The 26,527-nt window shown below is 62.5% G+C and carries 23 protein-coding genes and 2 pseudogenes; 12 read left to right on the top strand and 13 right to left on the bottom strand.

What is annotated here, in order from left to right; all coding sequences use genetic code 11:
• Positions 1-54 precede the first annotated feature (54 nt).
• The 7 genes from ACVWZP_RS02975 to ACVWZP_RS02945 form a co-directional block, all read right to left on the bottom strand.
• Positions 55-1,263, bottom strand: a complete 1,209-nt coding sequence (locus ACVWZP_RS02975; RefSeq protein ID WP_017846647.1) for an amino acid deaminase — start codon at positions 1,261-1,263, stop codon at positions 55-57.
• A 9-nt stretch (positions 1,264-1,272) separates the two neighbouring features.
• Positions 1,273-2,037 carry an IclR family transcriptional regulator gene (locus ACVWZP_RS02970; RefSeq protein WP_057005439.1) on the bottom strand — a complete coding sequence of 255 codons (765 nt, stop codon included), beginning with the start codon at positions 2,035-2,037 and terminating at the stop codon, positions 1,273-1,275.
• A gap of 166 nt (positions 2,038-2,203) precedes the next feature.
• Entirely contained in the window at positions 2,204-2,593 is a 390-nt protein-coding gene (locus tag ACVWZP_RS02965; RefSeq protein ID WP_457369351.1) for a RidA family protein, read from the bottom strand.
• A gap of 23 nt (positions 2,594-2,616) precedes the next feature.
• Complete coding sequence (locus tag ACVWZP_RS02960; protein ID WP_017846650.1) at positions 2,617-3,399, bottom strand: amino acid ABC transporter ATP-binding protein; 783 nt, start codon at positions 3,397-3,399, stop codon at positions 2,617-2,619.
• On the bottom strand, positions 3,396-4,058 hold the full coding sequence (locus ACVWZP_RS02955; RefSeq protein WP_046383112.1) for an amino acid ABC transporter permease: 663 nt from the start codon (positions 4,056-4,058) through the stop codon (positions 3,396-3,398). Before ACVWZP_RS02955 ends, ACVWZP_RS02960 begins: the two co-directional genes overlap by 4 nt.
• Positions 4,059-4,069: 11 nt before the next feature.
• Complete coding sequence (locus ACVWZP_RS02950; protein ID WP_046383111.1) at positions 4,070-4,732, bottom strand: amino acid ABC transporter permease; 663 nt, start codon at positions 4,730-4,732, stop codon at positions 4,070-4,072.
• Between the two features lie 52 nt (positions 4,733-4,784).
• On the bottom strand, positions 4,785-5,633 hold the full coding sequence (locus ACVWZP_RS02945) for a transporter substrate-binding domain-containing protein (protein ID WP_017846653.1): 849 nt from the start codon (positions 5,631-5,633) through the stop codon (positions 4,785-4,787).
• 354 nt (positions 5,634-5,987) lie between these two features.
• On the opposite strand from ACVWZP_RS02945, the gene ACVWZP_RS02940 reads away from it, so the two are divergent.
• Entirely contained in the window at positions 5,988-6,320 is a 333-nt protein-coding gene (locus ACVWZP_RS02940; RefSeq protein ID WP_046383110.1) for a thioredoxin family protein, read from the top strand.
• 33 nt (positions 6,321-6,353) lie between these two features.
• Here the strand turns inward: ACVWZP_RS02940 and ACVWZP_RS02935 are convergent.
• The 3 genes and pseudogenes from ACVWZP_RS02935 to rpiB all read right to left on the bottom strand — a co-directional run.
• A pseudogene (locus ACVWZP_RS02935) lies at positions 6,354-7,673 on the bottom strand (TerC family protein); the annotation flags it as partial.
• A gap of 376 nt (positions 7,674-8,049) precedes the next feature.
• A complete protein-coding gene (locus ACVWZP_RS02930; protein WP_017846656.1) occupies positions 8,050-9,030 on the bottom strand; it encodes a sugar-binding transcriptional regulator in 981 nt (326 codons plus the stop codon).
• A 63-nt stretch (positions 9,031-9,093) separates the two neighbouring features.
• Positions 9,094-9,555 carry a ribose 5-phosphate isomerase B gene (gene rpiB, locus ACVWZP_RS02925; protein ID WP_017846657.1) on the bottom strand — a complete coding sequence of 154 codons (462 nt, stop codon included), beginning with the start codon at positions 9,553-9,555 and terminating at the stop codon, positions 9,094-9,096.
• 283 nt (positions 9,556-9,838) lie between these two features.
• Between rpiB and ACVWZP_RS02920 the strand changes: the two genes are divergently transcribed.
• The 7 genes from ACVWZP_RS02920 (at position 9,839) to dhaL (ending at position 17,119) form a co-directional block, all read left to right on the top strand.
• Complete coding sequence (locus ACVWZP_RS02920) at positions 9,839-11,326, top strand: sugar ABC transporter ATP-binding protein (RefSeq protein WP_046383108.1); 1,488 nt, start codon at positions 9,839-9,841, stop codon at positions 11,324-11,326.
• A complete protein-coding gene (locus ACVWZP_RS02915) occupies positions 11,323-12,309 on the top strand; it encodes an ABC transporter permease (protein ID WP_017846659.1) in 987 nt (328 codons plus the stop codon). The genes ACVWZP_RS02920 and ACVWZP_RS02915 overlap by 4 nt, the downstream gene beginning before the upstream one ends.
• Positions 12,310-12,346: 37 nt before the next feature.
• Positions 12,347-13,354 carry a substrate-binding domain-containing protein gene (locus tag ACVWZP_RS02910; RefSeq protein WP_457369350.1) on the top strand — a complete coding sequence of 336 codons (1,008 nt, stop codon included), beginning with the start codon at positions 12,347-12,349 and terminating at the stop codon, positions 13,352-13,354.
• 160 nt (positions 13,355-13,514) lie between these two features.
• Positions 13,515-14,270 (top strand): SDR family oxidoreductase, encoded by a 756-nt coding sequence (locus ACVWZP_RS02905; protein WP_046383107.1) that lies wholly within the window; start codon positions 13,515-13,517, stop codon positions 14,268-14,270.
• 27 nt (positions 14,271-14,297) lie between these two features.
• A complete protein-coding gene (locus ACVWZP_RS02900; RefSeq protein ID WP_046383106.1) occupies positions 14,298-15,413 on the top strand; it encodes an MDR/zinc-dependent alcohol dehydrogenase-like family protein in 1,116 nt (371 codons plus the stop codon).
• Positions 15,414-15,469: 56 nt separating this feature from the next.
• Positions 15,470-16,471: a dihydroxyacetone kinase subunit DhaK gene (locus ACVWZP_RS02895; RefSeq protein ID WP_046383105.1), complete on the top strand. Its 1,002-nt coding sequence runs from the start codon at positions 15,470-15,472 to the stop codon at positions 16,469-16,471.
• Positions 16,472-16,474: 3 nt separating this feature from the next.
• Positions 16,475-17,119, top strand: a complete 645-nt coding sequence (gene dhaL / locus ACVWZP_RS02890) for a dihydroxyacetone kinase subunit DhaL (RefSeq protein WP_017846664.1) — start codon at positions 16,475-16,477, stop codon at positions 17,117-17,119.
• A gap of 4 nt (positions 17,120-17,123) precedes the next feature.
• Here dhaL and ACVWZP_RS02885 read toward each other — a convergent pair whose 3' ends face one another.
• A complete protein-coding gene (locus ACVWZP_RS02885; protein ID WP_046383104.1) occupies positions 17,124-17,996 on the bottom strand; it encodes a LysR family transcriptional regulator in 873 nt (290 codons plus the stop codon).
• Between the two features lie 150 nt (positions 17,997-18,146).
• Between ACVWZP_RS02885 and ACVWZP_RS02880 the strand changes: the two are divergent.
• A pseudogene (locus tag ACVWZP_RS02880) lies at positions 18,147-19,656 on the top strand (MFS transporter).
• A 54-nt stretch (positions 19,657-19,710) separates the two neighbouring features.
• Here ACVWZP_RS02880 and sohB read toward each other — a convergent pair.
• Positions 19,711-20,736: a protease SohB gene (gene sohB, locus ACVWZP_RS02875; RefSeq protein WP_057005447.1), complete on the bottom strand. Its 1,026-nt coding sequence runs from the start codon at positions 20,734-20,736 to the stop codon at positions 19,711-19,713.
• A 195-nt stretch (positions 20,737-20,931) separates the two neighbouring features.
• Here sohB and ACVWZP_RS02870 point away from each other — a divergent pair, with 195 nt between their 5' ends.
• The gene (locus ACVWZP_RS02870; RefSeq protein WP_046383101.1) at positions 20,932-21,642 is read left to right on the top strand and encodes a histidine phosphatase family protein; all 711 of its coding nucleotides are present in this window, start codon (positions 20,932-20,934) and stop codon (positions 21,640-21,642) included.
• Between the two features lie 56 nt (positions 21,643-21,698).
• A complete protein-coding gene (locus ACVWZP_RS02865; protein WP_046383100.1) occupies positions 21,699-22,013 on the top strand; it encodes an SCP2 sterol-binding domain-containing protein in 315 nt (104 codons plus the stop codon).
• Between the two features lie 185 nt (positions 22,014-22,198).
• On the opposite strand, the gene ACVWZP_RS02860 is transcribed toward ACVWZP_RS02865, so the two are convergent.
• The gene (locus tag ACVWZP_RS02860) at positions 22,199-24,829 is read right to left on the bottom strand and encodes an MGH1-like glycoside hydrolase domain-containing protein (protein WP_108526390.1); all 2,631 of its coding nucleotides are present in this window, start codon (positions 24,827-24,829) and stop codon (positions 22,199-22,201) included.
• Between the two features lie 195 nt (positions 24,830-25,024).
• Between ACVWZP_RS02860 and hglS the strand changes: the two genes are divergently transcribed.
• Entirely contained in the window at positions 25,025-26,401 is a 1,377-nt protein-coding gene (gene hglS, locus ACVWZP_RS02855) for a 2-oxoadipate dioxygenase/decarboxylase HglS (RefSeq protein ID WP_448124142.1), read from the top strand.
• Positions 26,402-26,527 lie beyond the last annotated feature (126 nt).

The following is a 26,527-nucleotide window of genomic DNA, read 5'->3' as shown; positions in this document are numbered from 1 at the left end:
TGTTCACACATCCAAAGGGCGCAGCGGGTTTGCTCACGATGGAGGCGACGCGGTCTAGAAGCAGGTATGCAGTGACTCGATCACCTGCAGTTGCTCATCCACCAGGCAACCGACCTGCCACTTGTCGAACGTCAGGCACGGGTGGGAAGTGCCGAAGGAAATAATGTCGCCGATGCGCAGCTCAACCCCCGGCGCGACGCTCATGAACGCATGCTGGTCCATCACCGCGGTGACCTTGCACGCGCTCACATCATCGCCTTGCGCCGGCACGATCCCAGCCTTGTAGCGCTTGAGCGGCACCGGCAAACCGGCGTCGTAGGCCACATCGCGCTTGCCCAGGGCGACCACCGCGAAGCCAGGCTCAGGCAACGATTGCACGTGGGCCCAGACTTCCAACGCCGGGCGCAGGCCTTCGCTGAGGTCGCTGCGCCGGTCGAGCACGCAGCATTGCGCGTCTTTGTAGATGCCATGGTCATGGGCCACGTAGCTGCCGGGACGCAGCACGCTGAGGAAACGCCCGGCGGCGTTTTGCGCCTCGAAGGACTCGGCGATCAGGTCATACCAGGCCGACCCCGACGCGGTGACGATGGGCTTGGCCAGGTCGAACGAGCCGTTGTTCTGCAGGTCCACCGCCAGGCGCACCAGGCTCGCGGCGAAGTCGCGGATGCCAGTGATGGCGTGTTCGCCGTGAATCACGCCTTCGTAGCCTTCGATACCGGTCAGGGCCAACGCCGGCTGGGCCTTGATCGCCGTGGCCAGGTCACGCACCTCTTGCTCGCTGCGGCAACCGCAACGGCCGCCGACCACGCCGTACTCGATCATCACATTCAGGCGCAGGCCACGGGCGGCGAAGAACAGGCCCAGGTCGGCGACGTTGTCCGGGTGGTCGACCAGGCAGTGGAAGTCGAAGTCTGCGTCGGCCAGCAAGTCGGCGATCAACGCCATGTTCGGCGCGCCCACCAGTTGGTTGGCCATCAACACACGGCGCACACCGCCGGCATAGGCGGCGCGGGTCTGTACCGCGCTGGCCAGGGTGATGCCCCAGGCACCGGCGGCGATCTGGCGCTGGAACAGGGCCGGCATCATGCTGGTTTTGCCATGGGGCGCAAGCTCGGCGCCGCTGTTGCTGACAAAGGCCTGCATCCAGCGGATGTTGTGTTCGAGGGCGTCGCGGTGCAGCACCAGGGCCGGCAGGCTGACGTCACGGACCAGATGGGCGCCGACAGCGGCGGCGCCCTTTGCAACGGCGTTGATGGCAGGCATGAACTGCTCCTATTCGTTGATGCGACGGGCCAGGTTGTTGGCGCTTTCGATCAACACCCGGCGGTAGTCGTTGTAGTTTTTACTGGCATCGGCGCGGGGCGCGACGATGCACAGGGTCGCAATGCTGACGCCCTGCGCGTCCCGGACCGGGGCGGCAAAGCAATGGGTAAAGGTGTCGGCCACGCTGTCGAAGGAAAAGAAGCCATCGACGCTGGCCTGACGGATCTGTGCGAGGAAGGTCTCCAGCGGCAAGCGCTGGCCGTCCGGCAGGATGAAATCGTCGGGGTCGATCAGCTCGACGATCTGCTGGTCGCTCAAATGCCCCAGCAACAGGCGCCCGGACGCGGTCCACGGGATCGGTGCGTTTTCGCCGATGTCCGAGGAAATCCGGAAATGCCGCTCGCCTTCACGCATCAGCGCCACCGTGTATTTGCGCCCGTTGAGCAGGCACATCTGCGCGGTTTCGTGGGTCTGGCTGACGATTGCCTGCAAGGCGTGGTCGGCCTCGCGGGTCAGGTCGAAATGGCGCAGGTGCGCCTGGCCGAGGAAGTACAGCTGACGGCCGAGGTAGACGTGCCCGTCCTTGCCCACGGTTTCCAGGATGCGGCGTTCCAGTAAGGAGGCGACCAACTCGTAGACCGTGGACTTGGGGCTGCCGATGCCGCTGGCGATATCATTCGGGCGCAGGGGCTGGCCGACTTCCTTGAGGAAATCGAGGATGTCGAATGCACGGTCCAGGCCTTTGGCGCGGCGTTTGATGGTGTCTTCGGTCATGGAGGTTTCGGTCCGCTGAAAGGTGTGTGCTGCACAGTGATCCCTTGTGGGAGGGGGCTTGCCCCCGATGGCGGTGTGCCAGTGGACACATCTGTTGCTGATACACCGCTATCGGGGGCAAGCCCCCTCCCACATTGGATTTGATGTGGTCTTGAGAGTGGGGCATTTAGCCCTTTTTCTTGTAGGCCACGCAATCGATCTCGACCTTGCAATCCACCATCATGTTGGCCTGCACGCAGGCACGTGCCGGGGCGTGTTCGGGGCTGAAGTATTCGCCGAAGACTTTGTTGAAGCTCCAGAAATCCCGTGGGTCTTCCAGCCACACGCCGACGCGCACCACGTCGTTCAAGGTGTAGCCGGCCTCTTCGAGAATCGCCACCACGTTGCGCATCGTCTGGCGGGTTTGCTCGACGATACCGCCGCTGATGATTTCACCGTCCACCGCTGGCACCTGGCCCGAGACGTAGAGCCAGCCGTCCGCTTCCACCGCGCGGGCGAAAGGCCGAGGCTGGCCGCCGCCGGCGGTGCTGCCGGTGCCGTAACGAGTAATGCTCATAAATAGTGCTCCTTGACTGACAGTTAAAAACGAATGTTCTTCAGGAATTCCGCCAGGCGCGGCGACTGCGGGCGTTCGAAGATGTCCTTCGCCGAGCCCTGTTCTTCAATGCGCCCCTGATTCATGAAGACGATTTTGTCCGAGACTTCGTAGGCAAAGCGCATCTCATGGGTCACCAGCAACATGGTCATGCCCTCTTCCGCCAGGCCCTTGATCACACTGAGTACTTCGCCCACCAGTTCCGGGTCGAGGGCCGAGGTGACTTCGTCGAACAGCATCAGGCTGGGGTTCATCGCAATCGCACGGGCGATGGCCACGCGCTGTTGCTGGCCGCCGGACAACTGGCCGGGGAAGTGATTGCGGCGTTCCAGGAGCCCTACACGGTCCAACCATTTTTCCGCCAAGGCCACGGCTTCGTCCTTAGGCATTTTCTTAACTTTCAACAAGCCCAGGGTGACGTTCTGCAGCGCCGTCAGGTGCGGGAACAGGTTGAACTGCTGGAAGGCCATGCCGGTCATGGCGCGGTGCTGGGCGATCACCCGCTCCGGGTGGCGCACGCGCTTGCCGGCGATGTCGCTGTAGCCGATGGACTCGCCATCCAGGCTGATCTGACCGCCCTGGAACTCTTCGAGCAGGTTGACGCAGCGCAGCAGCGTGGTCTTGCCCGAGCCGCTGGAGCCGATCAACGTCACCACGTTGCCGCGCTGCATGGACAGGTCGACGCCCTTGAGCACTTCCACCGTGCCGTATTGTTTGCGCAGGCCGCGAATGTCCAGCAGCGGTTGGGTCGTTTGAGGTTGGTTCATGGCAAGGCCACCCGCTTTTCAATGTAGCGCCCGAATAACTCGATGGCGTAGTTGATGACAAAAAACAGAACACCCGCGAACAGGTAGAACTCCAGGGTCATGAAGGTGCGCGCGATCACCTGCTGGGTGCTGAGCAGCAACTCGGCGACACCGATCACCGACAGCAGGGTCGAGGCCTTGACGATTTCCGTGGAGGAATTGACCCAGGTCGGCAAAATCTGCCGCAGCGCCTGGGGCAACAGCACGTAGCCCAGGGACTGGTGGAACGTCAGGCCAATCGCCTTGCCCGCTTCCATTTGCCCGCGGGGAATGGCTTGCAGCGCGCCGCGCACGATCTCCGCGACGTGGGAGCCGCAGAACAGTGTGAGCCCGACCGCACCGGCCTGGAACGCGCTGATCTGCCAACCGAGCGCCGGCAGCATGTAGAAACATGCCAGCACCAGCACAAACACCGGCGTGCCACGGATCAGGTCGACATACAGGCGAAACGGCAGGCGCATCCAGAATCTGCCGTAGGTCAGGATCAACCCGGCGACGATGCCGATCAGGGTGCCGAAGATAATCGCCAGCGCCGAGACATAGACGCTGGCCTGGAACCCGGCCCAGAGGGTGTCCCGGGCGATCCACAACTCATGCAGCCAGCTGGGGGATTGGTACATGCGAGCCTCTTCTAACGACGGATCGCCAGACGCTGTTCCAAGTAACGGAGCAGCATGGCGATCAGGTAACAGGCGGCCACATAGAGCGCGGTCGTGACCAGCCAGGTTTCAATCACCCGGTAGCTTTCGACGTTGATCTTGCGGGCGTAATAGGTCAGCTCCGGCACCGCGATCGCGGCGGCCAGCGAGGTGTCCTTGAACAGCGAAATGAAGTTGTTCGACAGCGCCGGCAGTACGTTGCGCAGCATCACCGGCACGGTGATATAGGCGCGGATCCGCCACTCGCCCAGGCCGATGGCCAACCCGGCTTCGCGCAAGCCCTTGGGAATATTCAACAGCCCGGCGCGGAACACTTCGGTCAGGTAGGCACCGGCGTACAGCGACAGCGTGATGATGAACGACGGGATCTTGTCCAGGCGGATACCCAGGCTGGGCAAGGCGAAGTAGATCAACAGGATCAGCACCAGGATCGGCGTATTGCGCACCACCGTCACATACACCGAGGCCAACAGGCGCAGCGCGCGGTGCTTGGACAGCATGGCAAACGCCATCAGCAGGCCGATCACGCAACCGATGGCGATCGACAGCAGCGCCAGTTCGAGGCCCAGCCACAGCCCCGCCAGCAAGGTGTCGAAGTCGCGCCACACGGCGGCAAAGTTCAACTGATAGTTCATGGTCGACAGTACCTGATGGGGGCGCCGTTCGCGGCGCCCCGGTTTTCACGAATCACTTGAACTCGACGGGGAAACCAATCGCCGGCTCCGGCAGGTCGACGCCGAACCATTGCTTGAACGAGGCCTTGTAGGTGGGGAATTCCACACCGGTCATGGCTTCGTGCAGTGCGGTGTTGACGAAGTTCAGCCAGTCCTGGTCGCCACGCTTGACCGCGCACGCGTAGGTTTGCGGGCTCCAGGCATACGCCGGGCTGCGGTAGCGCCCAGGGTTCTGCACCATCAGGTACTTGACCGAAGACTGGTCAGTGGCGGCGGCATCGGCGCGGCCGGAGTTCACCGCCTGGTACATCAGGTCGACGCTGTCGTACTGGTCGACCTTGGCCTTGGGCAGCGCCTGGTGGACCAGTTCTTCGGCGTAGACGTTTTGCAGCACGGCCACGGTGACGCCGTCGCCAGCGGCCTGCAGGTCCTCGATTTCCTTGTATTTGCTGTTGTTCGGCAGCAGCAGGCCGACGCCTTCGCGGTAGTACGGCAGGGTAAACGCCACCTGCTGCGCACGGCTGGCGGTGACGGTAATGAACTGGCAACTCATGTCGACTTTGTCGGTCAGCAGGTTGGGAATCCGCGCGTCGGAGGACTGCACCACAAACTCGACCTTGCTCGGGTCATTGAACAAGCCCTTGGCCACGATGCGGCCGATGTCGATATCAAACCCCTGCAACTTGCCATCCGCTCCCTGGAAGTGCCACGGCGCATTGGTACTGCCTGTACCCACGATCAGATGCCCACGCTTGAGCACATCATCGAGCTTGCTACCCGCCGCCTGCACAGTGCTTGCGAGGGAAGCCGATGCGGCGAAGAGAAAAACACACGCTTTGAACACGGAAGGTCGGTGATGCATGACAAGCACTCCAGGAGTTGTGTATTCCGCTATACCGGAACTTAGTATGTAACAACGGAATAGACAGCAGAAAGTGTGCCATACGCAGCAACGGAAAAATATGCAGGGAATAAACTCGTTCTAAATCAGACGGATAAATCTTGAGAAGCGACAAGGCGCAGTGCCAGCAGTGGCAATCACGTTGCTACCCAAGGCCCCACACGGCGGTGACAGGCTCAACCGAGCGCACCACGCCAGCGTTACCCCGCACTGTTACGGGGCATGAAGCAGACCTGTGAAGGTTGACAGTAGACGACGGCGCACGCCGCGCTTAGCGTTGGCAAACAACAGTGTCTGTCCAGGAGGAAAGCCATCATGGGGTATGCCAACGCGATTATTGCCAATGCCGAGGATTATCAACGGGTGCTGAGTACATCCCGTCCAGTATTCCTGTTGTTCGTCTCAAGCCACTGCGCCGCCTGCTCGAACGCGGTGCCGCTGTTCAAGCGCATTGCCGGGGAACACCCTGACACAGTCAGCCTGGTACTCGATTGCGCAGAGACGCCGAAGCACCCGCAAGTCACAGGCACTCCGACCCTGCTGATCTACCTCAACGGCCAGATGGTGGAGAAAGCCAAGGGGTTTGGCCCCCAGACAGAACAGACACAGTTCGTCGAGCACCTCTTCAAGCGCTACGCCTCGCACTAGGGCGCAACGTCATGTGTATCACCCGCCGTTCCTGACGATGCCCGGCCCTTCGATCTCACTGGCGTCCGGCAGCTCACCGGCGATGGATTCGAGGATATCGGTCATGCTCAACACGCCGATGAAATCACCGTATTCGTTGATCACGAACGCGATGTGGGTCGAGGCTTGGCGCATCTGCTCCAGGGCGTTGAGGATCGAGCAGCTCTCCAGCAAATTGATCGCCCGCCGCACCAACCGCTCAAGGTCCGGTTCGTTGCCCGCCAGGTAATCCTTGAGCAATTCCTTCTTATGCACAAAACCTAATGGCTCATCGGCAGCACCGTTGCGGATCAACGGCAGGCGCGAGTAGGACGAACGCATCAGTTTCAGACGGATAGTGTCGCGATCGTCTGCCAAATCGATAAAGTCGACCCTGGCCCGCGGCGTCATCAAGCTGCGGATCGGCCGCTCGGCCAGTTGCAGCACGCCGCTGATCATTACGCGCTCACGTCGGTCGAACAGCGGGCCCTGAGTCACATCCGGTTCACCCAACAGATCGACCACCTCTTCGCCCACCTCGTCCTCCGTCAGGTTGCGCCCGCCGAGCAAGCGCATCACCGCGTGGGCGGTGCGCTCACGCACGGGCAACACGCCTTGCGCCGACTTCTTGCGCCGGGCCCGGGCAATCTGGTTGAACACCTCGATCAGGATCGAGAAACCAATCGCCGCGTACAGGTAGCCTTTCGGAATATGAAAGCCCAGGCCTTCGGCGGTCAGGGCAAAACCGATCATCATCAAGAAGCCCAGGCACAGCATGATCACCGTCGGGTGCGCGTTGACGAAGCGGGTCAGCGGCTTGCTCGCGACGATCATCAAGCCGATGGAAATGATCACCGCGATCATCATCACCGCCAACTCATCGACCATGCCCACGGCGGTAATCACCGCGTCGAGGGAGAACACCGCGTCGAGCACCACGATCTGCGCGACGATCGGCCAGAACATCGCATAGGCCACATTGCCCGAGCGTTGCGCCACATGGCCCTCAAGGCGTTCATGCAATTCCATGGTGGCCTTGAACAACAGGAACACACCACCGAACAGCATGATCAGGTCACGCCCGGAGAAGCTCTTGTCGAACACCTCGAACAACGGCTGGGTGAGGGTCACCAACCAGGAAATACTCGCCAGCAAGCCCAGGCGCATCAGCAAGGCCAGGGACAAGCCGATCAACCGCGCACGGTCGCGCTGCTCCGGCGGCAACTTGTCCGCCAGGATCGCGATAAACACCAGGTTGTCGATGCCCAGCACCAGTTCCAACACAATCAACGTCAACAGGCCAAGCCAGGCCGTAGGGTCCGCTAACCATTCCATTTATAGAGTCTCTTTATCGGTGTTCAGAATGCCGGGCACGGCAAAGCGCGGTCAGGGGACCGGGAAAGGGTTAACCATTGGAATACGAGGTGCTTCAGCGGGAACAGCGACAGCGGTTGTCTTGGAGAAAGACGACTGGGGGGCTCCGAAAGGGCGTTCATGCAAGTCCTGAAATAACAAAAGGACCTCAATCCTACATTCGAAATACAAATTCCCTACAACACAAAACCATTACAAAACCTGTCCCCAAACCCCATGTGGGAGGGGGCTTGCCCCCGATGACGGTGTATCAGCCAGCATATGAGTAACTGAAAAACCACTATCGGAAGCAAGTCAAATCGTCGCACCGCCCTCCCACACCTTGACCTGTGGCGTGTCAGGCTTTACGGGTCGCTTCATCCAGCGCCAATATGGTATGAGCATTCGTGACCGTGGTCGCAAGGGTGTTGATCACCCCCGACCGCAACGCCCCCAACGTGGCCGCCGCCTTGGTGTTCTCGCTGGCAATCGCCACCACATCCGGAATCCGGAACAACTCCTGCACCGTCAGCCCGATCACCCGCCCCTGGATGGCGTTGACCGCCGGCTGCCCGTGGATATCGATAAAGTCATACCCCATCATGTCGCCCACCGTGCCGGACAACCGCGCCTGGGCAATCTCCTGGGGCGAGAACCAGCCCATGCGTACCATGTTGCTGTTCTCGCTCATGTCGCCGATGCCGATCAGCGCAATGTCGGCACGCCGCGCCCGATCGAGGGTCGAGCGCACCGTGTCGTTATTGATCAGCACGCCGCGCAGTTCCGGGTTGGCCACCAGGGCCGGCGCGTACAGGCTTTCACTCTCGCCGCCAAAGCGCAGGGCCAGGCGCCGGCAGATATGGTCGGGGTTCATGTATTCGCCAGCCTTGAGCGAACCGCCGATGGCGCAGACAAATGTGCAATTGCGCGTCACCGGCAGGAACACGTTATCGGCCACCGCGCCAACATTACGGCCCATGCCCACGGCGACGATCATGCCGTCGCTCAAAGTCTTGTTCAGGTAATTGGCCACCAGGCTGGCGACGGCGGAGCGCTGGGTGTCGGGGTCGCTGTGGTCGACGGCGATCAGGGCACGGTCGAGCTTGAAGCGCTCCACCAAGGCGCGTTCCAGCTCATTGTTCATCGCCGGGTGCTGCAACACGCGCACTTCGACAATGCCTTCATCGCGCGCACGTTTGAGCAGGCGGCTGACTTTTGCCCGCGACAGGTCAAAGCGCTTGGCGATGGCTTCCTGAGTGACGTTTTCGAGGTAATAGAGCATCGCCACTTCGGTCATCTGATCGATATCGCTGGCAATGCGCTGGCTACTGTCACTCATGGGGACGGGCTTCCGTTTCGGCGTCAAAGGCACATTCTCCCGACTCTTGCCCCGCCACGTCCACTACTGATGCCCATCGCGCTCGATCGCATTGATGCGCGCGACCTTGGCCCCGGAACGCGCCGCCTCGAACTCCGAGGCCAGGAACGCAGTGACGATGCTCTTGGCCAGCTCGGCGCCGATCACCCGTGCGCCGATGGACAGGATCTGTGCATCGTTGCTCTTGCGCGCGCGCTCCGCCGAGTACGTGTCATGGGCCTGCGCCGCGCGAATCCCCAACACCTTGTTCGCCGAGATGGCCATGCCGATCCCGGTGCCGCACACCAGCACGCCCAGGCGCTGCTGCCCGGCATTGATGGCATTGGCCACGGCCAGCGCGATGTCCGGGTAGAGCACCGGCGCGGTGGAATGGGTGCCGAAGTCGGTCACCGGGTAGCCCAGCGTCTCGATATGGCGCTTTAACAGCTCTTTGAGCTCAAAACCCGCTTCATCGCATCCGATAGCCACCGGGAAAGGTGTGTTCATGGCGTCTGGCTCCGCTGCCGAGGTCGTACTTATGACTGATCAGATGATCACTCAGTGAAATATCGTTCAGTCATTTCGCGGGCATCACCCCCTCTCTGTCAAGCATGATTTAACTGACCCGGCAGTCAAAGCGGTCTAGAAAGGCGTTATTGGCGAAAAACATCAGAATCCCAGCTTTTACATGAAAGAGATTGACTGATCAGAATTTCATTTGATACACATATGCTCACAGCGAAACATGACTGTGCGACCTAATAAGAATTCACAGCACGAGGACACGCCGATGGCCACGCCATTACTGCTCCAGGCTGAACACGTCGCCAAGGCTTACGCCGGTATCCCTGCCCTGCGTGACGGGCGCCTCTCTCTGCGTGCCGGCAGCGTCCACGCCCTGTGCGGCGGCAATGGCGCGGGCAAGTCGACGTTCCTGAGCATTCTGATGGGCATCACCCCGCGCGACGCCGGCACCATCCTGCTCAACGGCACAGCGGTGCAGTTCAACCGCCCGAGTGAAGCCCTGGCATCGGGGATCGCAATGATCACCCAAGAGCTGGAACCCATCCCCTACATGACCGTCGCCGAAAATATCTGGCTGGGCCGCGAACCACGCCGCGCCGGCTGCATCGTCGACAACAAGGCCCTGAACCGGCGCACCCGCGAGCTGCTCGAAAGCCTGGAGTTCGACGTCGACGCCAGCAGCCCGATGCACCGCCTCAGCGTGGCGCAGATCCAACTGGTGGAAATCGCCAAGGCGTTCAGCCATGACTGCCAGGTGATGATCATGGACGAACCCACCTCGGCCATCGGCGAGCACGAAGCGCAGACCCTGTTCAAGGCGATCCGCCGCCTCACCGCCCGTGGCGCCGGCATCGTGTATGTGTCGCACCGCTTGAGCGAACTGGCGCAGATTGCCGATGACTACAGCATCTTCCGCGACGGCGCCTTCGTGGAAAGCGGGCGCATGGCAGATATCGACCGCGACCATTTGGTGCGCGGCATCGTCGGCCAGGAACTGACGCGCATCGACCACAAGGTCGGCCGCGAATGCGCCGCCGCCACCTGCCTGCAGGTCGATAACCTGAGCCGTAAAGGCGAGTTCCACGACATCAGCCTGCAACTGCGCCAGGGCGAGATCCTTGGCATCTATGGTCTGATGGGTTCGGGGCGCAGCGAGTTCCTCAATTGCATCTACGGGCTGACGGTGGCCGATTCCGGCAACGTCACCCTGCAAGGCAAGCCCATGCCGATCGGGCAGCCCAAGGCAACCATCGACGCCGGCATGTCGCTGGTCACAGAAGACCGCAAAGACAGCGGCCTGGTGCTGACCGGCAGCATTCTGTCGAACATCGCCCTGTCGGCCTACAAACGCCTGTCGAGTTGGTCGCTGATCAACGCGCGCAAGGAAACCCGCTTGGCCCAGGACATGGTCAAGCGCCTGCAGATCAAGACCGCCTCCCTGGAACTGCCGGTGGCCTCCATGAGCGGCGGCAACCAGCAGAAAGTCGTGCTCGCCAAATGCCTGTCGACCGAACCGGTGTGCCTGCTGTGCGACGAGCCCACTCGCGGCATCGACGAAGGCGCCAAGCAGGAGATCTACCACCTGCTCGACCAGTTCGTGCGTGCCGGCGGCGCCGCCATCGTGGTGTCGTCGGAAGCCCCGGAACTGCTGCACTTGAGCGATCGCATCGCCGTATTCAAAGGCGGCCGGCTGGTGACCATCAGCACCGACACCGCCCTTTCCCAGGAAGCCTTGTTGAGTCTTGCCTCATGAATGCCAAAACCCTGTCCACCCCCGCCACCTCCATCACCGCCGCGCCGCGCAACCGCCTGCGCCTGTCCCTCGACCGCTTCGGCCTGCCGCTGGTGTTTATCCTGCTGTGCGTGGTGATGGCGTTTTCCAGCGAATACTTCATGACCTGGCGCAACTGGATGGACATCCTGCGCCAGACCTCCATCAACGGCATCCTCGCCGTGGGCATGACCTACGTGATCCTGACCAAGGGCATCGACCTGTCCGTGGGTTCGATCCTCGCGTTTGCCGGGCTGTGCAGCGCGATGGTCGCGACCCAGGGTTACGGCCTGCTGGCGGCGGTGAGCGCCGGGATGTTCGCCGGGGCGATGCTCGGCGTGGTGAATGGCTTCATGGTCGCCAACCTGTCGATCCCGCCGTTCGTGGCCACCCTCGGCATGCTCAGCATTGCGCGCGGCATGACCTTCATCCTCAACGACGGCAGCCCGATCACCGACCTGCCGGATGCCTACCTGGCGCTGGGCATCGGCAAGATCGGCCCGATCGGCATCCCCATCATCATCTTTGCCGTGGTCGCGCTGATCTTCTGGATGGTGCTGCGCTACACCACTTACGGCCGCTATGTGTACGCGGTGGGCGGCAATGAAAAGAGCGCGCGCACCTCCGGCATCGGCGTGCGCAAGGTGATGTTTTCGGTGTACGTGGTCTCGGGCCTGCTCGCCGGGCTGGCCGGCGTGGTGTTGTCGGCGCGCACCACTTCCGCCCTGCCCCAGGCTGGGGTGTCCTATGAGCTGGACGCGATTGCCGCCGTGGTGATCGGCGGCACCAGCTTGTCGGGCGGCACCGGCAGCATTGTCGGCACGCTGTTCGGCGCGCTGTTGATCGGCGTGATCAACAACGGGCTGAACCTGCTCGGCGTGTCGTCCTATTACCAGCAGGTCGCCAAGGGCCTGATCATCGTGTTCGCAGTACTGATCGACGTGTGGCGCAAGAAAAAACGCTAGAGAACGACCCAACTACAACAATAACGGAGTTCCCCTCATGAAACTTGGTACCACCCTGGCCGCCGTGGCGGCCCTCTCCCTGCTCGCCAGCAGTATCGCCGTGGCCGCCGACGGCAAGACCTACAAGGTCGGCGCAGCCGTCTACGGCCTCAAGGGCCAGTTCATGCAGAACTGGGTCCGCGAGCTCAAGGAACACCCGGCGGTCAAGGACGGCACCGTGCAATTGACCGTATTCGACGGCAATTACGACGCCCTGACGCAGAACAACCAGATCGAAAACATGGTGACCCAACACTACGACGCGATCCTGTTCGTGCCCATCGACACCAAGGCCGGCGTCGGCAGCGTGAAGCAGGCCATGAGCAACGACGTGGTGGTGATCGCCTCCAACACCAAAGTGGCCGACGCCGCCGTGCCATATGTAGGCAACGACGACATCGAAGGCGGCCGCCTGCAGGCCCAGGCCATGGTCGACAAGCTCAACGGCAAGGGTAATGTGGTGATCATCCAAGGCCCGATTGGCCAGTCGGCGCAGATCGACCGGGAAAAAGGCGAGCTGGAAGTGCTGGGCAAACACCCCGGCATCAAGATCATCGAGAAAAAAACCGCCAACTGGGACCGCGCCCAGGCCCTGGCGCTGACTGAAGACTGGCTCAACGCCCACCCCAAAGGCATCAACGGCGTGATCGCGCAGAACGACGACATGGCCCTGGGCGCTGTGCAGGCCCTGAAGTCCCACGGACTGACCTCCAAGGACGTGCCCGTCACCTCGATCGACGGCATGCCGGATGCGATCCAGGCGGCGAAGAAAGACGAAGTCACCACCTTCCTCCAGGACGCCCAGGCCCAGTCCCAAGGCGCATTGGACGTGGCATTGCGCGCCCTCGCCGGCAAGGACTACACACCGCAATCGGTGATCTGGGAACGTTATGCCAAGGACGTGAAATGGGCCGACGGCACCGCCAAGACCTACATCCTGCCGTGGGTGCCGGTGACCAACGCCAATGCCGACGCGCTGTACCAACAAGTCAGCGGCGGCAAGTAACTACTGGCTTGAAACACACTCAAGTGTGGGAGCAAATGTGGGAGGGGGCTTGCCCCCGATAGCGGTGCACCAGTGATAGATCAGGTGACTGACACACCGCCATCGGGGGCAAGCCCCCTCCCACATTGAATCTCCAGTGCTATTTAAAGAGGAGTCATTCATGTCTGGATTCTGGAACCAAGCCTTCGACCTCACCGGCCGTTGCGCGGTGATCACCGGTGGTGCCGCCGGCATTGGCCTGGCCTGCGCCAGCCTGCTGGTCGAACGCGGCGCGCGGGTGGCGCTGCTGGACCGCGACCCGGCGGTGGTGGCCGTGGCCGCCGGCCTCGGCGCCGAGCATCTGGGCATTGCCGTCGACCTCAGCCAGATCGACCAGGTGCAACACAGCGTCGACCGGGTTTTCGCCCACTTCCAACGCCTCGATTACCTGATCAACAGCGCCGGCGTGGCCTTGCTGGACAAGGCCATCGACGTCAGCGAAAGCGCCTGGGACACCACCCTCGACATCAACCTCAAGGCCAGCTTCTTCGTCGCCCAGGCCTGCGCCCGGCACATGCTCGCCCAGGGTGGCGGGCGCATCGTCAACCTGGCCTCCCAGGCCGCGGTGATCGGCCTGGACCGGCATGTCGCGTATTGCGCGAGCAAAGCGGCCATCGTCGGCATGACCAAGGTATTGGCCATGGAATGGGCGCCACAGATCAACGTCAACGCCATCTCCCCCACCATCGTCGAGACCGCGCTGGGCAAGCAGGCCTGGGCCGGCGAAGTCGGCGAACGGGCCAAATTGCAGATCCCGGCGGGCCGCTTTGCCCAGCCGGAAGAAATCGCCGGGCTGGCGCTGTACCTGCTCAGCGACGCGGCACAAATGATCACCGGCGCCAACATGGTGATCGACGGCGGCTACAGCATTCAATAATTCATCTATTTGTCGTGAGGTTTTGTCATGTCCACCGTTACCGAACGCACGCCCGAGCAACTCACCCCGATCATCCCGAAAACCATGCAGGCCGTGGTCTGCCATGGCCCGGAAGACTACCGCCTGGAAACCGTCGACGTGCCCACCCCCGGCCCCGATGAAATCCTCACCAAGGTCGAGCTGTGCGGCATTTGCATGGGCGACATCAAGACCTATCGCGGCGCCCCGTCGTTCTGGGGCGACGCCGAGCAACCGCGCTACGTCAAGCCGCCGATGATCCCCGGCCACGAATTCGTCTGCCGCGTGGTGGCCCTCGGCCCCGGCGCGGAAAAGCGTGGGGTGAAGGTCGGCGACCGGGTGATCTCGGAACAGATCGTGCCGTGCTGGGGTTGCCGCTTCTGCAACCACGGCCAGTACTGGATGTGCCAGAAACACGACCTGTATGGCTTCCAGAACAATGTGCAGGGCGCCATGGCGCAGTACATGATCTTCACCAAGGAAGGCATCATCCATAAGGTGCCGGACTCGATTGCGCCGGACGAGGCGATCCTGATCGAACCGCTGGCCTGCTCGCTGCACGCGGCGGAGCGCGCCAATGTAGATTTCGACGACGTGGTGGTGGTCGCCGGCGCCGGTACGCTGGGCCTGGGGATCATCGGCGCGGTACGCATGCGCAATCCGAAAAAACTGATCGTGCTCGACATGAAACCCGAACGCGCCGCCCTCGCCCTGCGCATGGGCGCCGACGAAGTGTGGAACCCGGCCGAGGTGGACGTGCTGGCGAAGATCCGCGCAATCACCGACGGCTACGGCTGCGACATCTATATCGAAGCCACCGGTCATCACAAGGCCGTCAACCAGGGCCTGGCGATGCTGCGCAAACTCGGGCGATTCGTTGAGTTCAGCGTGTTCAACGACGAGGCTACGGTGGATTGGTCGATCATCGGCGACCGCAAGGAACTGGACATCCTCGGCTCGCACCTGGGGCCGTACATGTACCCGCGCGCCATCGACTTTATCGGCAACCGCAAGATCGACATGCGTGACGTGGTGACCCACAAGTTCGCCCTGGCGGACTTCAAGGAAGCGTTTGCGGTGATGGAGCGAGGCGACAAATCACTCAAGGTCGTCCTCGAACCCTAAGCACACCACACTGAACAGCTGTGAACCCTTAAAACAAGAACACAGGAACCCGCGTTATGAATCGAGTCATCAACGATCCGGACCACGTGGTCGAGGACATGCTGCGCGGCATCCTGGTCGCGCATCCGCAATTGCGCCAGTACGAAACCAATCCACGGGTCATCGTCAAAGCCAAACCGTCGGGCCAAGGCCGCGTCGGCATCGTCACCGGCGGCGGCTCGGGCCATGAGCCGGCCTTCCTCGGCTACGTCGGTCCCGGCCTGGTCGACGCCGTGGCCGTCGGCGAGATCTTTTCCTCGCCCACCGCCAAGAGCTTCTTCGATGCGTTCCGCGCCGCCGACCACGGCGCCGGCGTGGCCTGCCTGTACGGCAACTATGCCGGCGACAACATGAACGTGAAGCTGGCAATGAAAATGGCCGCCAGCAAAGACATGCGTATCCGCACCGTGGTCGCCAACGACGACGTGGCGTCCGCGCCCAAGGCCGAGATCGCCAAGCGGCGCGGCGTGGCCGGGGAAATCTTCATGTGGAAGATCGGCGGTGCCGCCGCTGCCCAGCACTACGACCTGGACGGTGTGATCCGCGTCGCCCAGAAAGCCGTCGACCACTGCCGCTCGATCGGCATCGGCCTCACCCCCTGCACCATTGCCGCCGTGGGCAAGCCGAACTTCGAGATTGCGGACGGCCAGATGGAACTGGGCATCGGCCATCACGGCGAACCGGGCATCGAAGTCATCCCGATCGAACCCGCCGCCGCCATGGCCGAGCGCATGCTCGCGCCGATCCTCGCCGACCGCGACTTCAGCCAGGACGACAGCGTGGTGGTGCTGGTCTCCGGCCTCGGCGCCACGCCGGTGATGGAGTTGTATATTTTCTACGCCGAGGTGGAACGCCAACTCACCGCCAAGGGTTTGAAGATCCACCGTTGCTACGTGGGCAACTACTTCACGTCCCTGGAAATGATGGGCGTGACCCTGACCCTGCTCGGCCTCGACACCGAGCTGAAAACCCTGATCGACCAACCCTGCCGTTCCATCGGCATGACCCAGGCGGAGTGAACCATGAGCGAGCATTTTTCCACCCGCGACGGCAGCGCCATCGTCGCCGACCTGGTCAGCGTGATCGTGGCCAACCGTGAGTACCTCAGCGAAATCGACGGCGCGATTGGCGACGGCGACCACGGCATCAACATGGCCAAGGGCTTCGCCCATTGCGGGCGTGCGATCGAAGGCCGCCAACTGAGCCTGGCCGAAGCCCTGGACGAACTGACCCTGAGCCTGATGGAAGGCATCGGCGGCTCCATGGGGCCGTTGTACGGCAGCCTGTTTATCGGCATGGCCGATGAAGTGCGCGGCTGCGAAGACATCGATGCGGCCACCTTCGCCCACCTGCTGCGCGGCGGCCTGACCTCGTTGCAGGACATCACCGAGGCCGGCGTGGGTGACAAGTGCCTGATGGACACCTTGATCCCGGCGGTCGAAGCGTTTGAGCGGGCCCATGCGCAGGGGGCGTCCTTCGGCGATGCGCTCGACGCGATGAAAACCGCCGCCTCACAGGGGCGCGACTCGACCAAGGACCTGGTGGCCAAGATCGGCCGCGCCAGCCGCCTGGGCGAGCGTTCACTGGGAGTGCTGGATGCCGGCGCGGTGTCGTGCTGCCTGATCCTCACCCGCCTGGCCGATTCCGTGCAGCCGCGGCTGGTGTAACGCTTCAGGCTGGCGCTTGCTTGACCTGCTGGATATACCGCGCCACCGCCGGCGCTTGCTCGAAGCGCCGGTGAATCAATGACAGCCACGACGCCGCCTCACTGCCCTGGATACTGCGATAGACCACGCCCGGCAGACTCACATGCCCGACCACCGATGCCGGCACCACGGCCACGCCCTGCCCCAACGACACCAATGCCACCACCGCGACCAACCCGCCCGGCTGCGGCCCCAGGCGCGGCGCATAACCGCCTTGGGCGGCGACGTGCAACGTGCCGCTGATCTGCTCCGGCAGGATAAACGTCTCGTTTTGCAGATGCTCGCAACCGATGCCCTTCAAGCCCAGTAACCAGGAATCCTGGGGCAGCGCCAGCACGAAACCTTCGCGGTGCAGGCGTACCGCCTCCACGCCGTCGGGCAACGTCATCGGCGAACGGATGTAGCCTATGTCGTAGCGCCCATCCGCCACCGCGCCGGGCAAGGTCGCCATCGCACATTCGCGCACGTTCACGCTGACGTCGGGAAACGCCTGGCTGAACCCGTGCATTTGTCGCTGCAACAGCCCGGAATACACCGCCGAAGCCACGTAGCCCAATTCGATGTGGCCGGTCTCGCCACGCCCGGCACGCTGGGCACTGCGCTGGGCAAATTCGAATTGACGCACGGTGGCTTCAGCCTCGACCAGCAGCGCTGCGCCGGCTTCGGTCAGGCTGACTTCGCGCTGCTGACGGATAAACAAGCGCGTGCCCAGGCTGGTTTCCATGTCCTGGATCTGCCGGCTCAAGGTCGGCGGGGCGATGCCCAACTGCTCGGCGGCGCGAGTGAAGTTGCGCTGTCGGGCCACGGCCAGGAAGTAGCGAAAATGGCGGATGTCCATACGAGGATTAGCTCAAAGGTAATGAAGTGCTTCGCCGTGGCTAACAAAGGCAGCAGCGTGCGGGGATAAGCTCAAGGTACTTCAACAGTAGAGAGCCCTTGCGATGTCCGTCAACTGTCTTTTCCATATTGCCTGTAGGGTAATTACAGCATGATCCGGGTCAGTCCACGCCTGACACTGCTGACCGCTTCCGGCGTCTGCTCGCTGATCGTGCTCGACACCAATATCGTCGCCGTCACCCTGCCGAGTATCGCCCGCGACCTGGGGGCCAATTTCGCGGATATCGAGTGGGTGGTCAGCGCCTATATGCTCGCCTTCGCCGCGCTGTTGTTGCCCGCCGGCAGCGTCGCCGACCGCTTCGGCCGCAAGAGGAGCCTGATCTGGGGCCTGGGTATTTTCATCCTCGCCTCCCTCGGCTGCGGCGCCGCGCCCAGCGCGCTGTGGCTGGATATCGCGCGCGCCGTCAAAGGCGTCGGCGCTGCGCTGCTGCTCACCTCGGCGCTCGCCTCCATTGGCCACACCTTCCACGACGAAGTGGAGCGGGCCAAGGCCTGGGCGTTCTGGGGCGCGTGCATGGGTGTGGCAATGACCGCCGCACCGACCCTCGGCGGCTTGATCACCGAGTACCTGGGCTGGCGCTGGATTTTCTACCTCAACCTGCCGGTCGGCCTGGGGTTGATGGCGCTGGTGCTGCACGCCATCCCCGAGTCCCGCGACACCCTGGCTGCGCGGCTCGACCCGTGGGGCAGCCTGGCATTCAGCGCCAGCCTGTTGTGTTTGATCTGGGGGTTGATCGAGGCCAACCGCATCGGCTGGGACAACCCGCTGACCTACGCGCGCCTGCTCGGTGGCGGGTTGCTCCTGGGCGTGTTCGTGCTGGTCGAGCGGCTGCAGCAGCGGCCGATGGTCGACCTGCAACTGTTCCGTCACCCGCGCTTTATCGGCGCCCTGCTGGGCATGTTCGCCTACGCCGGCTGCGCCCAGGTGATGATGACGTTGCTGCCGTTTTACCTGCAGAACGGCCTGGGCTTTTCCGCGATTGCCTCGGGCCTGGGCATGCTGCCGTTCGCGCTGACAATGCTGATTGGCCCACGGATCGGCGCACGCCTGGCGCAACGCTTGGCGCCGGCGACCATGATGGCCAGCGGTTTGACCCTCGTCGGCTGCGGCAACCTGTTGAGCGCCTGGGCGCTGAATGTCGGCGGCTACCTGCCCTTTGCCCTGGCGATTGCAGTCACCGGGGCCGGGGCCGGTTTGCTCAACGGCGATACGCAGAAAAACATCATGGCCTGCGTGCCCACGGGAGCGTGCGGGGATGGCCTCGGGCATGAGCACCACCATGCGCTTCAGCGCGATCATGCTGGCCATCGGCGTGTATGGGGCACTGCTGAGCAGCCACAGCGAACAGTTGTTGCGCGCAAGTATCGACCCGCAATGGCAGGCGCAGGTGGCGGGAATCGCTTCGCGGGTGGTGGCGGGTGATATGCCGGCGGCGCTGAACCTGGTGCCCGAGGCGGCGCGGGTGAGGCTGCAACCGCTGGCGCGGCAGGCGTTTGTGGACGGGTTCAGCGGGGTGTTGTGGGTGGCAGGGTTATTGGGATTGCTCGGAGCGCTGGTGGTGGGGAGGCTGATGCGCAAGCCGATACCCACACCGAACTAAATGTGGGAGGGAGCAAGCTCCCTCCCACAGGTATTACCTATACCCCAAAAAGGCTTACCAGAACCGCTGCTGGGTCAACCGGCTCCACCAGGTCAGCAGCACGCGGTCCACCGAACCGCTGGCCGCCAGGCCCACGCGCTCTTGCAGGCTCTTGCGCTCAGAGTAATGCAGGTGGAATACCTCGGCGGTCTTGGCCTTGGTGGCCAGGTATTCGTCGCTGGTTTGCAGCTCGTCGACCAGTTGCTTGTCGAGGGCTGCAACACCCAGCCACACTTCCCCGGTCGCCACTTCGTCGATCGCCAGCTGCGGGCGATAGCGCGACACGAAGTTCTTGAACAACTGGTGAGTGATGTCCAGGTCTTCCTGGAACTTCTCCCGGCCCTTATCGGTGTTTTCGCCAAACACGGTGAGGGTGCGTTTGTATTCGCCGGCGGTCAGCACTTCAAAGTCGATATCGTGCTTTTTCAACAGGCGGTTGACGTTGGGCAACTGCGCCACCACCCCGATGGAACCGAGGATCGCGAACGGTGCGCTGATGATCTTCTCGCCAATGCACGCCATCATGTAGCCGCCGCTGGCCGCGACCTTGTCGATGCACACGGTCAACGGCACGCCCGCCTGGCGAATCCGCGCCAGTTGCGACGACGCCAACCCGTAGCTGTGAACCATGCCGCCGCCGCTTTCCAGGCGCAGCACCACTTCGTCCTTGGGCGTGGCCAGGCTCAGCAAGCCAGTGATTTCATGACGCAGGCTCTCGGTGGCCGAGGCCTTGATGTCGCCGTCGAAGTCGAGCACGAACACCCGTGGCTTGGCCTCGGGTTTCTTTTTGCTGTTCTTCTTTTCGGCTTTGCTTTCAGACTTGCGCAGGGCCTTGAGCTGATCCTTGTCGAGCACGGTCGATTCAAGGCGCTCGCGCAGGCCTTTGTAGAAATCATTCAGCTTGCTGACCTGCAACTGGCCAGCCGATTTGCGACGACCTTTGCTGCGCAGTGCCGCGAAGCTGATCAGTACCACCAGAATCGCGACCACCAGGGTGACAGTCTTCGCCAGAAAGCTCGCGTATTCAGCCAAAAAATCCATGTGTCTCCTTAACAATGCACGGCGCCAGGCGCGGATCGCCCAAGCATACCGACGGGACCGCCGGGGAGCCAGTGCTCAAACCGCCAGCAGGCAGGCGCTCTAACACGCTTTTAAAACAAGCGTATGTTTTTTCATTGACAGCTCGCAGGCATCCTCATAACCTCGCCAGACTTTCAACGTACCGGGAAAACGGACGTGGGCAGCATCTATCTGATTCGACATGGCCAGGCCTCCTTCGGTGCAGACGACTATGACGTCCTGTCGCCCGTCGGCGTGGAACAAGCGCAAATCCTCGGTCGCCACCTGGCAGACATGGGCATGACGTTCGACCGCTGCGTCGCCGGCGACCTGCGCCGCCAGCAGCACACCGCCACGGCCGCATTCGATCAATACAGCGCCCTCGGCCTGGCGGTTCCAGCCCTGGAAGTCGACAGCGCCTTCAACGAATTCGACGCCGACGCGATCATCCGCGCCCTGCTCCCCGACCTGCTCACCCGCGAACCCGACGCCCTGGACATCCTGCGCAACGCCGCGCAGAACCGCAGCGAGTTCCAGCGCATCTTCGCCCTGATCATCGAGCGCTGGGTGGCCGGCACTTACGATACGCCGGGGCTGGAAAGCTGGCTGGGGTTTGTCGAGCGCGTCCAGGGTGGCCTGCAGCGTCTGCTGGAAGCGGCCGACAACACGCACAAGATCGCCGTGTTTACCTCCGGCGGCACTATTACTGCCCTGCTCCACCTGATTACCCGGATGCCGGCCGCCCAGGCCTTCGAACTGAACTGGCAAATTGTTAACACCTCGCTCAACCAGCTGAAATTCCGCGGTCGCGAGGTGGCACTGGCTTCCTTCAACAGTCATACCCACTTGCAACTGTTGAAGGCGCCGCAGCTCATCACTTTCCGATGAAGTGCGGCCAACCGTGACCCCAAGGTCGCTGGACTCTACCCTAAAGGATCGAAACCATGACTGACGTAGCTAAAGCCGTAGAAGCAATGAAAGCCAAATTCAACCCAGCCGCTGCTGCCGGCCTGGACCTGGTATTCGGTTTCTGTATCGATGACAGCGAACACTTCTCGCTGATCGTCAAAGACGGCACCTGTGAACTGCAGAAAGGCGAAAACCCAGACGCCCTGGTGACCCTGGTCATGAACGGCGAAACACTGAAAGGCATCGTCAGCGGCGAAACCGACGGCATGCAGGCCTTCATGAGCGGCAACCTGCGCACCGAAGGCGACATGATGCTGGCGATGAAGCTGAGCGATCTGTTCCCTTCCTGAGAACGCTGGCTGTAACGCACGCATTGAAACGACAAATCCCGCCAATGGCGGGATTTGTCGTTTCTCGGCCAGCAATCAACGGTCAGCGGCGTCGACTTTCTTGAACTGCTCCAAATCTGGTGGGGATGGCAGCGTTCGCCATGATCTACATCCTTGTAAAACTCGGGGCGGCGAATTTACCCGATTCAAGGCATGGACGGTACATGCAACAGCAACGCCACCAACGCACTCCACCCCGTCTGGTGTGACGCCCCCAACCCGCGCCCGGTCTCACCATGGAAATACTCATGGAACAACACCAGATCACGGCTGGCCGGGTCCGCCTCCAACTGCGCATACCCGGCCATCGACGGACGCAGGCCATTGTCATCCCTGAGGACCAATCGGCTCAGGCGCTGGCTGAGGCTGTCGGCGACTTCCTCCAGGGACGACAGATAACCACTGCCCGTCGGGTACTCCACCGAGAAGTTATCCGCGTAGTACCGATGAAACTCGCGCAACGATTCGATCAGCATGTAATTCACCGGCATCCACAACGGCCCGCGCCAGTTGGAGTTGCCGCCGTACAGACGCGAATCGGACTCACCGGGTTGGTAGCGCGCGCACAACGTGTCGCCGTTCATCTTCAGCGCCAGGGGCTGCTCGGCAAAGGCCTTGGACATTGAGCGCACGCCAAACGCCGAAAGAAACTCATCGTCATCCAGCATGCGCCGCAGCAAATCCTTGGTGCGCTCGCCGCGCAATAACGCCAGCAACAGGCGATTGCCCTGCCCCGGTTCGTTCCAGCGCGAGACCAGCTTGGCCAGGTCCGGCCGGTGGTGCATGAAGCCCAACAGCCGCTCACGCAAACCTTCGAGGCCCTCATGCTCGCGCTGTTCCAGTACCAGCACGGCGAACAGCGGCATCAGGCCGACGATGGAACGCAGGCGCACCGGTTCGTTCTGACCGTCGGGACGGTGCAGTACGTCGTAGAAGAACAGGTCCTGCTCGTCCCACAGGCCCTCGGCGCTGTCGTCGACACGGTTGATCGCGCCGGCGATATACAGGAAGTGCTCGAAAAACTTCACCGCGATATCGACGTACACGACATTGCGCTTGGCCAGTTCCAGCGCGATACGCATCAGGTCCAGCGCATACGCCGCCACCCACGCCGTGCCGTCGGCCTGATCCAGTTGGTAGCCCGGCGGCAGTGCGGCCGAGCGGTCGAACAAGGCGATATTGTCCAGGCCGAGGAACCCACCCTGGAACAGGTTGCGCCCTTCGGCATCCTTGCGGTTGACCCACCAGGAGAAATTCAACAGCAACTTGTGGAAGATCCGCTCCAGGAAATCCATGTCGCCGACGCCGGTCAACGCCTTGTCCTGCTGATACACCCGCCAACAGGCCCAGGCATGCACCGGCGGGTTGGCGTCGTCGAAGCGCCATTCATAGGCCGGCAACTGGCCGTTGGGGTGCATGAAGCGGTCCTTCACCAGCAGCAACAGTTGTTGCTTGGCATACCCCGGATCGATCAGCGCCATGGCCACCGCCTGAAAGCCCTGGTCCCAGGAGGCGTACCACGGGTATTCCCAGGTGTCGGGCATGGAGAGGATGTCGAAGTTGGACAGGTGCCGCCAATGGCTATTGCGCCGTTGCAGGCGTTCGGGCGGCGGCGCGGGTTGGGTCGGGTCGCCGTCGAGCCATTGGTTCACGTCGAAATAATAGAGCTGCTTGGACCACAGCAAACCGGCCAGGGCCTGGCGCTGCACATTGCGCGCATCGGCATCGGCGATACCCTGTTGCAACGCGGCGTAGAAGTCATCGGCTTCCTGGCGGCGCTGTTCAAACAGCTTGCGCGCATTGACCTCGGGCGCGTCCTTGGGCGCAAAGCGCAGATACACGACTTTGCGCTCCAGGCCCGCCAACTCCAGGATGAAACGCGCGGCCGCCTTGGTGCCGCTGTCGCGGCGAATCGCGGTTTCCTGCCCCGCCACCACGTAATCGTTGATCCCATCCTTGAACGGCCCCGGCGCCGGTTGCCCGTCCAGCTTGGGGGCGTTGCTTTCATTTTCGCAGAACAGCCATTCGACGCCGTCCTGGCCCCAGGCGCTGAGGTGGCGGTCCGGCAATTCATGATGCCGCGCCAGCACGCGCTCGCCGTCCAGCCGCAACTGCGGTTTCGGCGCGCCGACGGTCCAGCTCCAATCATTGCGCGCCCACACCTGCGGCAGCACTTGCAGGCGTGTCGGCTGGTCGGAGCGGTTGTGGACGCTGACGCGCATGAAGATATCGTCGGGCTGGTGCTTGGCGTATTCGACGCTGACATCGCAATACCGGTTGTCTTCGAACACGCCGGTATCGAGGATTTCGTACTCGGCGTCCGCCAGCCCGCGCTGGGCGTTTTCGGCGATCAGGTCGGCGTAGGGAAACGCCGCGTGGGGATATTTGTAGAGCATACGCATGTAGGCATGACTCGGCACACCGTCGACGAAAAAGTACAGTTCCTTGACGTCCTCACCGTGGTTGCCCTCGGCGTTGTTCAGGCCGAACAGGCGCTCCTTGATGATCGCGTCATGCTCGTTCCACAGCGCCAGGCCCAGGCACCAGCGTTGCGCCTTGTCACTGAACCCGGCCAGGCCATCCTCGCCCCAGCGGTAAGCGCGGCTGCGCGCCTGTTCGTGCGGGAAGTAACGCCAGGCATCGCCGTCGGCGCTGTAGTCCTCGCGCACCGTGCCCCATTGGCGTTCGCTCAGGTACGGGCCCCACTCGCGCCAGCACTCGGCGGAATCGGCGGCCAGGCGCTGGCCTTCAGTGGTTTGCACAATAGTGGCGCTCATCCAATCCTCCCTCAGCCATCGCGTAAGGCCAGTGTAGAACCCATTCCCGGCGGGATGCACATGAAGACGGTTTTACCCCACTCATTCGTTTGCAGAATGAAGTCCAGAGGAATCTTCGTTTGCGCGGGCCTGCGGCGCCCAACAGAATCGGGGGTAACGGCATTCATTACTCTTACCGCAGCCAGGAATTTTTCTATGCCCAGCACCGCGTTTATCAGCCCCGACGACATCCGCAAAGGCTTTTCCAAGGCCATGTCCGACATGTACCGCGATGAAGTGCCCCTGTACGGGGCGCTGATGGAGCTGGTGGCCGACATCAACCGCCGCGTGCTCGACGCCGACCCGAGCCTGGCGCAACAACTGCAACGGACCGGCGAAATCCAGCGCCTGGACATGGAACGCCACGGCGCCATTCGCCTGGGTACCGCCGCCGAACTGGCGACCATCCGCCGCCTGTTCGCGGTGATGGGCATGCAACCGGTGGGCTACTACGACCTGACCCCGGCCGGCGTGCCGGTGCATTCCACCGCATTTCGCGCCGTGCATGAATGCGCGCTGCAAACCAGCCCGTTTCGCGTATTCACCTCGTTGCTGCGCCTGGAACTGATCGAGAACCCCGAACTGCGCGCCTTCGCCGAAGCCGCCCTGGCCAAGCGTTCGATCTTCACCTCCGGCGCCCTCGCCCTGATCGAACAAGCGGAACGCGATGGCGGCCTCAACGCTGACGACGCCGAGACATTCATCCGCCAGGCCCTGGAAACCTTCCGCTGGCACCACACCGCCACCGTCACCGCCGCGCAGTACCGGCAACTGAGCGACCAGCATCGCCTGATCGCCGACGTGGTGGCCTTCAAGGGCCCGCACATCAACCACCTGACCCCGCGCACCCTGGATATCGACCAAGTCCAGGCCGCCATGCCCGGCAAAGGCATCACCCCCAAAGCCGTGATCGAAGGCCCGCCGCGCCGCCACTGTCCGATCCTGCTGCGCCAGACCAGCTTCAAGGCCCTCGACGAAACCATCGCCTTCACCGACGCCCAAGGCAGCCACAGCGCACGTTTCGGCGAAATCGAACAACGCGGCGTCGCCCTCACACCCAAAGGCCGCGCGCTGTACGACCAACTGCTGAATGCCGCCCGCGACGCACTCGGCGCCTTCCCCAACGAAGCCAACGCCGCGCATTACATGCACTTGATGGAACAGCACTTCCAGGCCTTCCCGGACGACCACACACAAATGCGCGAACAAGGCCTGGCCTACTTCCGCTACTTCGCCACCGACAAAGGCCTCGCGGCACGCGGCCAAGCCGACCAACCGCGCACGCTGGACGCGCTGATCGCCGCCGGTCACGTCGATGTAGAACCGCTGGTGTATGAGGATTTTCTGCCGGTGAGTGCCGCGGGGATTTTCCAGTCGAACCTGGGGGATGCCGCGCAAAGTCACTACGCAGCCAATTCGAACCAGGCCGAATTCGAACAGGCGCTGGGGCGCAAGACCCTTGATGAGTTGGCGCTGTATGCCGAGATGCAACAACGCTCGATGGATGAATGCACTCGCACGCTACTGGCCTGAAACAAACTGCCCGCCCGGCTCAGCAGCGCAATCCTCGCGCCCTATAACCCCCCAGAGCCGGGTGGACGGCGGGCATCATAAGTATCGGAGGGAAGGATGTCGTTCAGCCAAATCTGAAAAAATGTG

It is taken from the genome of Pseudomonas sp. TE36184, from assembly GCF_054060055.1.
The sequence above is the reverse complement of the archived record's forward strand: the minus strand, read 5'-3'. Positions and strand labels throughout refer to the sequence as shown.

Bases quoted from the DNA above. Each gene is read 5' to 3' on its own strand.
- ACVWZP_RS02975 (WP_017846647.1), bottom strand. From the start codon at position 1,263: ATGCCTGCCATCAACGCCGTTGCAAAGGGCGCCGCCGCTGTCGGCGCC.
- ACVWZP_RS02915 (WP_017846659.1), top strand. From the start codon at position 11,323: ATGAATGCCAAAACCCTGTCCACCCCCGCCACCTCCATCACCGCCGCG.
- ACVWZP_RS02895 (WP_046383105.1), top strand. From the start codon at position 15,470: ATGAATCGAGTCATCAACGATCCGGACCACGTGGTCGAGGACATGCTG.
- ACVWZP_RS02940 (WP_046383110.1), top strand. From the start codon at position 5,988: ATGGGGTATGCCAACGCGATTATTGCCAATGCCGAGGATTATCAACGG.
- ACVWZP_RS02900 (WP_046383106.1), top strand. From the start codon at position 14,298: ATGTCCACCGTTACCGAACGCACGCCCGAGCAACTCACCCCGATCATC.
- ACVWZP_RS02865 (WP_046383100.1), top strand. From the start codon at position 21,699: ATGACTGACGTAGCTAAAGCCGTAGAAGCAATGAAAGCCAAATTCAAC.
- rpiB (WP_017846657.1), bottom strand. From the start codon at position 9,555: ATGAACACACCTTTCCCGGTGGCTATCGGATGCGATGAAGCGGGTTTT.
- sohB (WP_057005447.1), bottom strand. From the start codon at position 20,736: ATGGATTTTTTGGCTGAATACGCGAGCTTTCTGGCGAAGACTGTCACC.
- ACVWZP_RS02955 (WP_046383112.1), bottom strand. From the start codon at position 4,058: ATGTACCAATCCCCCAGCTGGCTGCATGAGTTGTGGATCGCCCGGGAC.
- ACVWZP_RS02860 (WP_108526390.1), bottom strand. From the start codon at position 24,829: ATGAGCGCCACTATTGTGCAAACCACTGAAGGCCAGCGCCTGGCCGCC.
- ACVWZP_RS02910 (WP_457369350.1), top strand. From the start codon at position 12,347: ATGAAACTTGGTACCACCCTGGCCGCCGTGGCGGCCCTCTCCCTGCTC.
- ACVWZP_RS02960 (WP_017846650.1), bottom strand. From the start codon at position 3,399: ATGAACCAACCTCAAACGACCCAACCGCTGCTGGACATTCGCGGCCTG.
- dhaL (WP_017846664.1), top strand. From the start codon at position 16,475: ATGAGCGAGCATTTTTCCACCCGCGACGGCAGCGCCATCGTCGCCGAC.
- ACVWZP_RS02970 (WP_057005439.1), bottom strand. From the start codon at position 2,037: ATGACCGAAGACACCATCAAACGCCGCGCCAAAGGCCTGGACCGTGCA.
- ACVWZP_RS02965 (WP_457369351.1), bottom strand. From the start codon at position 2,593: ATGAGCATTACTCGTTACGGCACCGGCAGCACCGCCGGCGGCGGCCAG.
- ACVWZP_RS02905 (WP_046383107.1), top strand. From the start codon at position 13,515: ATGTCTGGATTCTGGAACCAAGCCTTCGACCTCACCGGCCGTTGCGCG.
- ACVWZP_RS02885 (WP_046383104.1), bottom strand. From the start codon at position 17,996: ATGGACATCCGCCATTTTCGCTACTTCCTGGCCGTGGCCCGACAGCGC.
- hglS (WP_448124142.1), top strand. From the start codon at position 25,025: ATGCCCAGCACCGCGTTTATCAGCCCCGACGACATCCGCAAAGGCTTT.
- ACVWZP_RS02945 (WP_017846653.1), bottom strand. From the start codon at position 5,633: ATGCATCACCGACCTTCCGTGTTCAAAGCGTGTGTTTTTCTCTTCGCC.
- ACVWZP_RS02950 (WP_046383111.1), bottom strand. From the start codon at position 4,732: ATGAACTATCAGTTGAACTTTGCCGCCGTGTGGCGCGACTTCGACACC.
- ACVWZP_RS02920 (WP_046383108.1), top strand. From the start codon at position 9,839: ATGGCCACGCCATTACTGCTCCAGGCTGAACACGTCGCCAAGGCTTAC.
- ACVWZP_RS02930 (WP_017846656.1), bottom strand. From the start codon at position 9,030: ATGAGTGACAGTAGCCAGCGCATTGCCAGCGATATCGATCAGATGACC.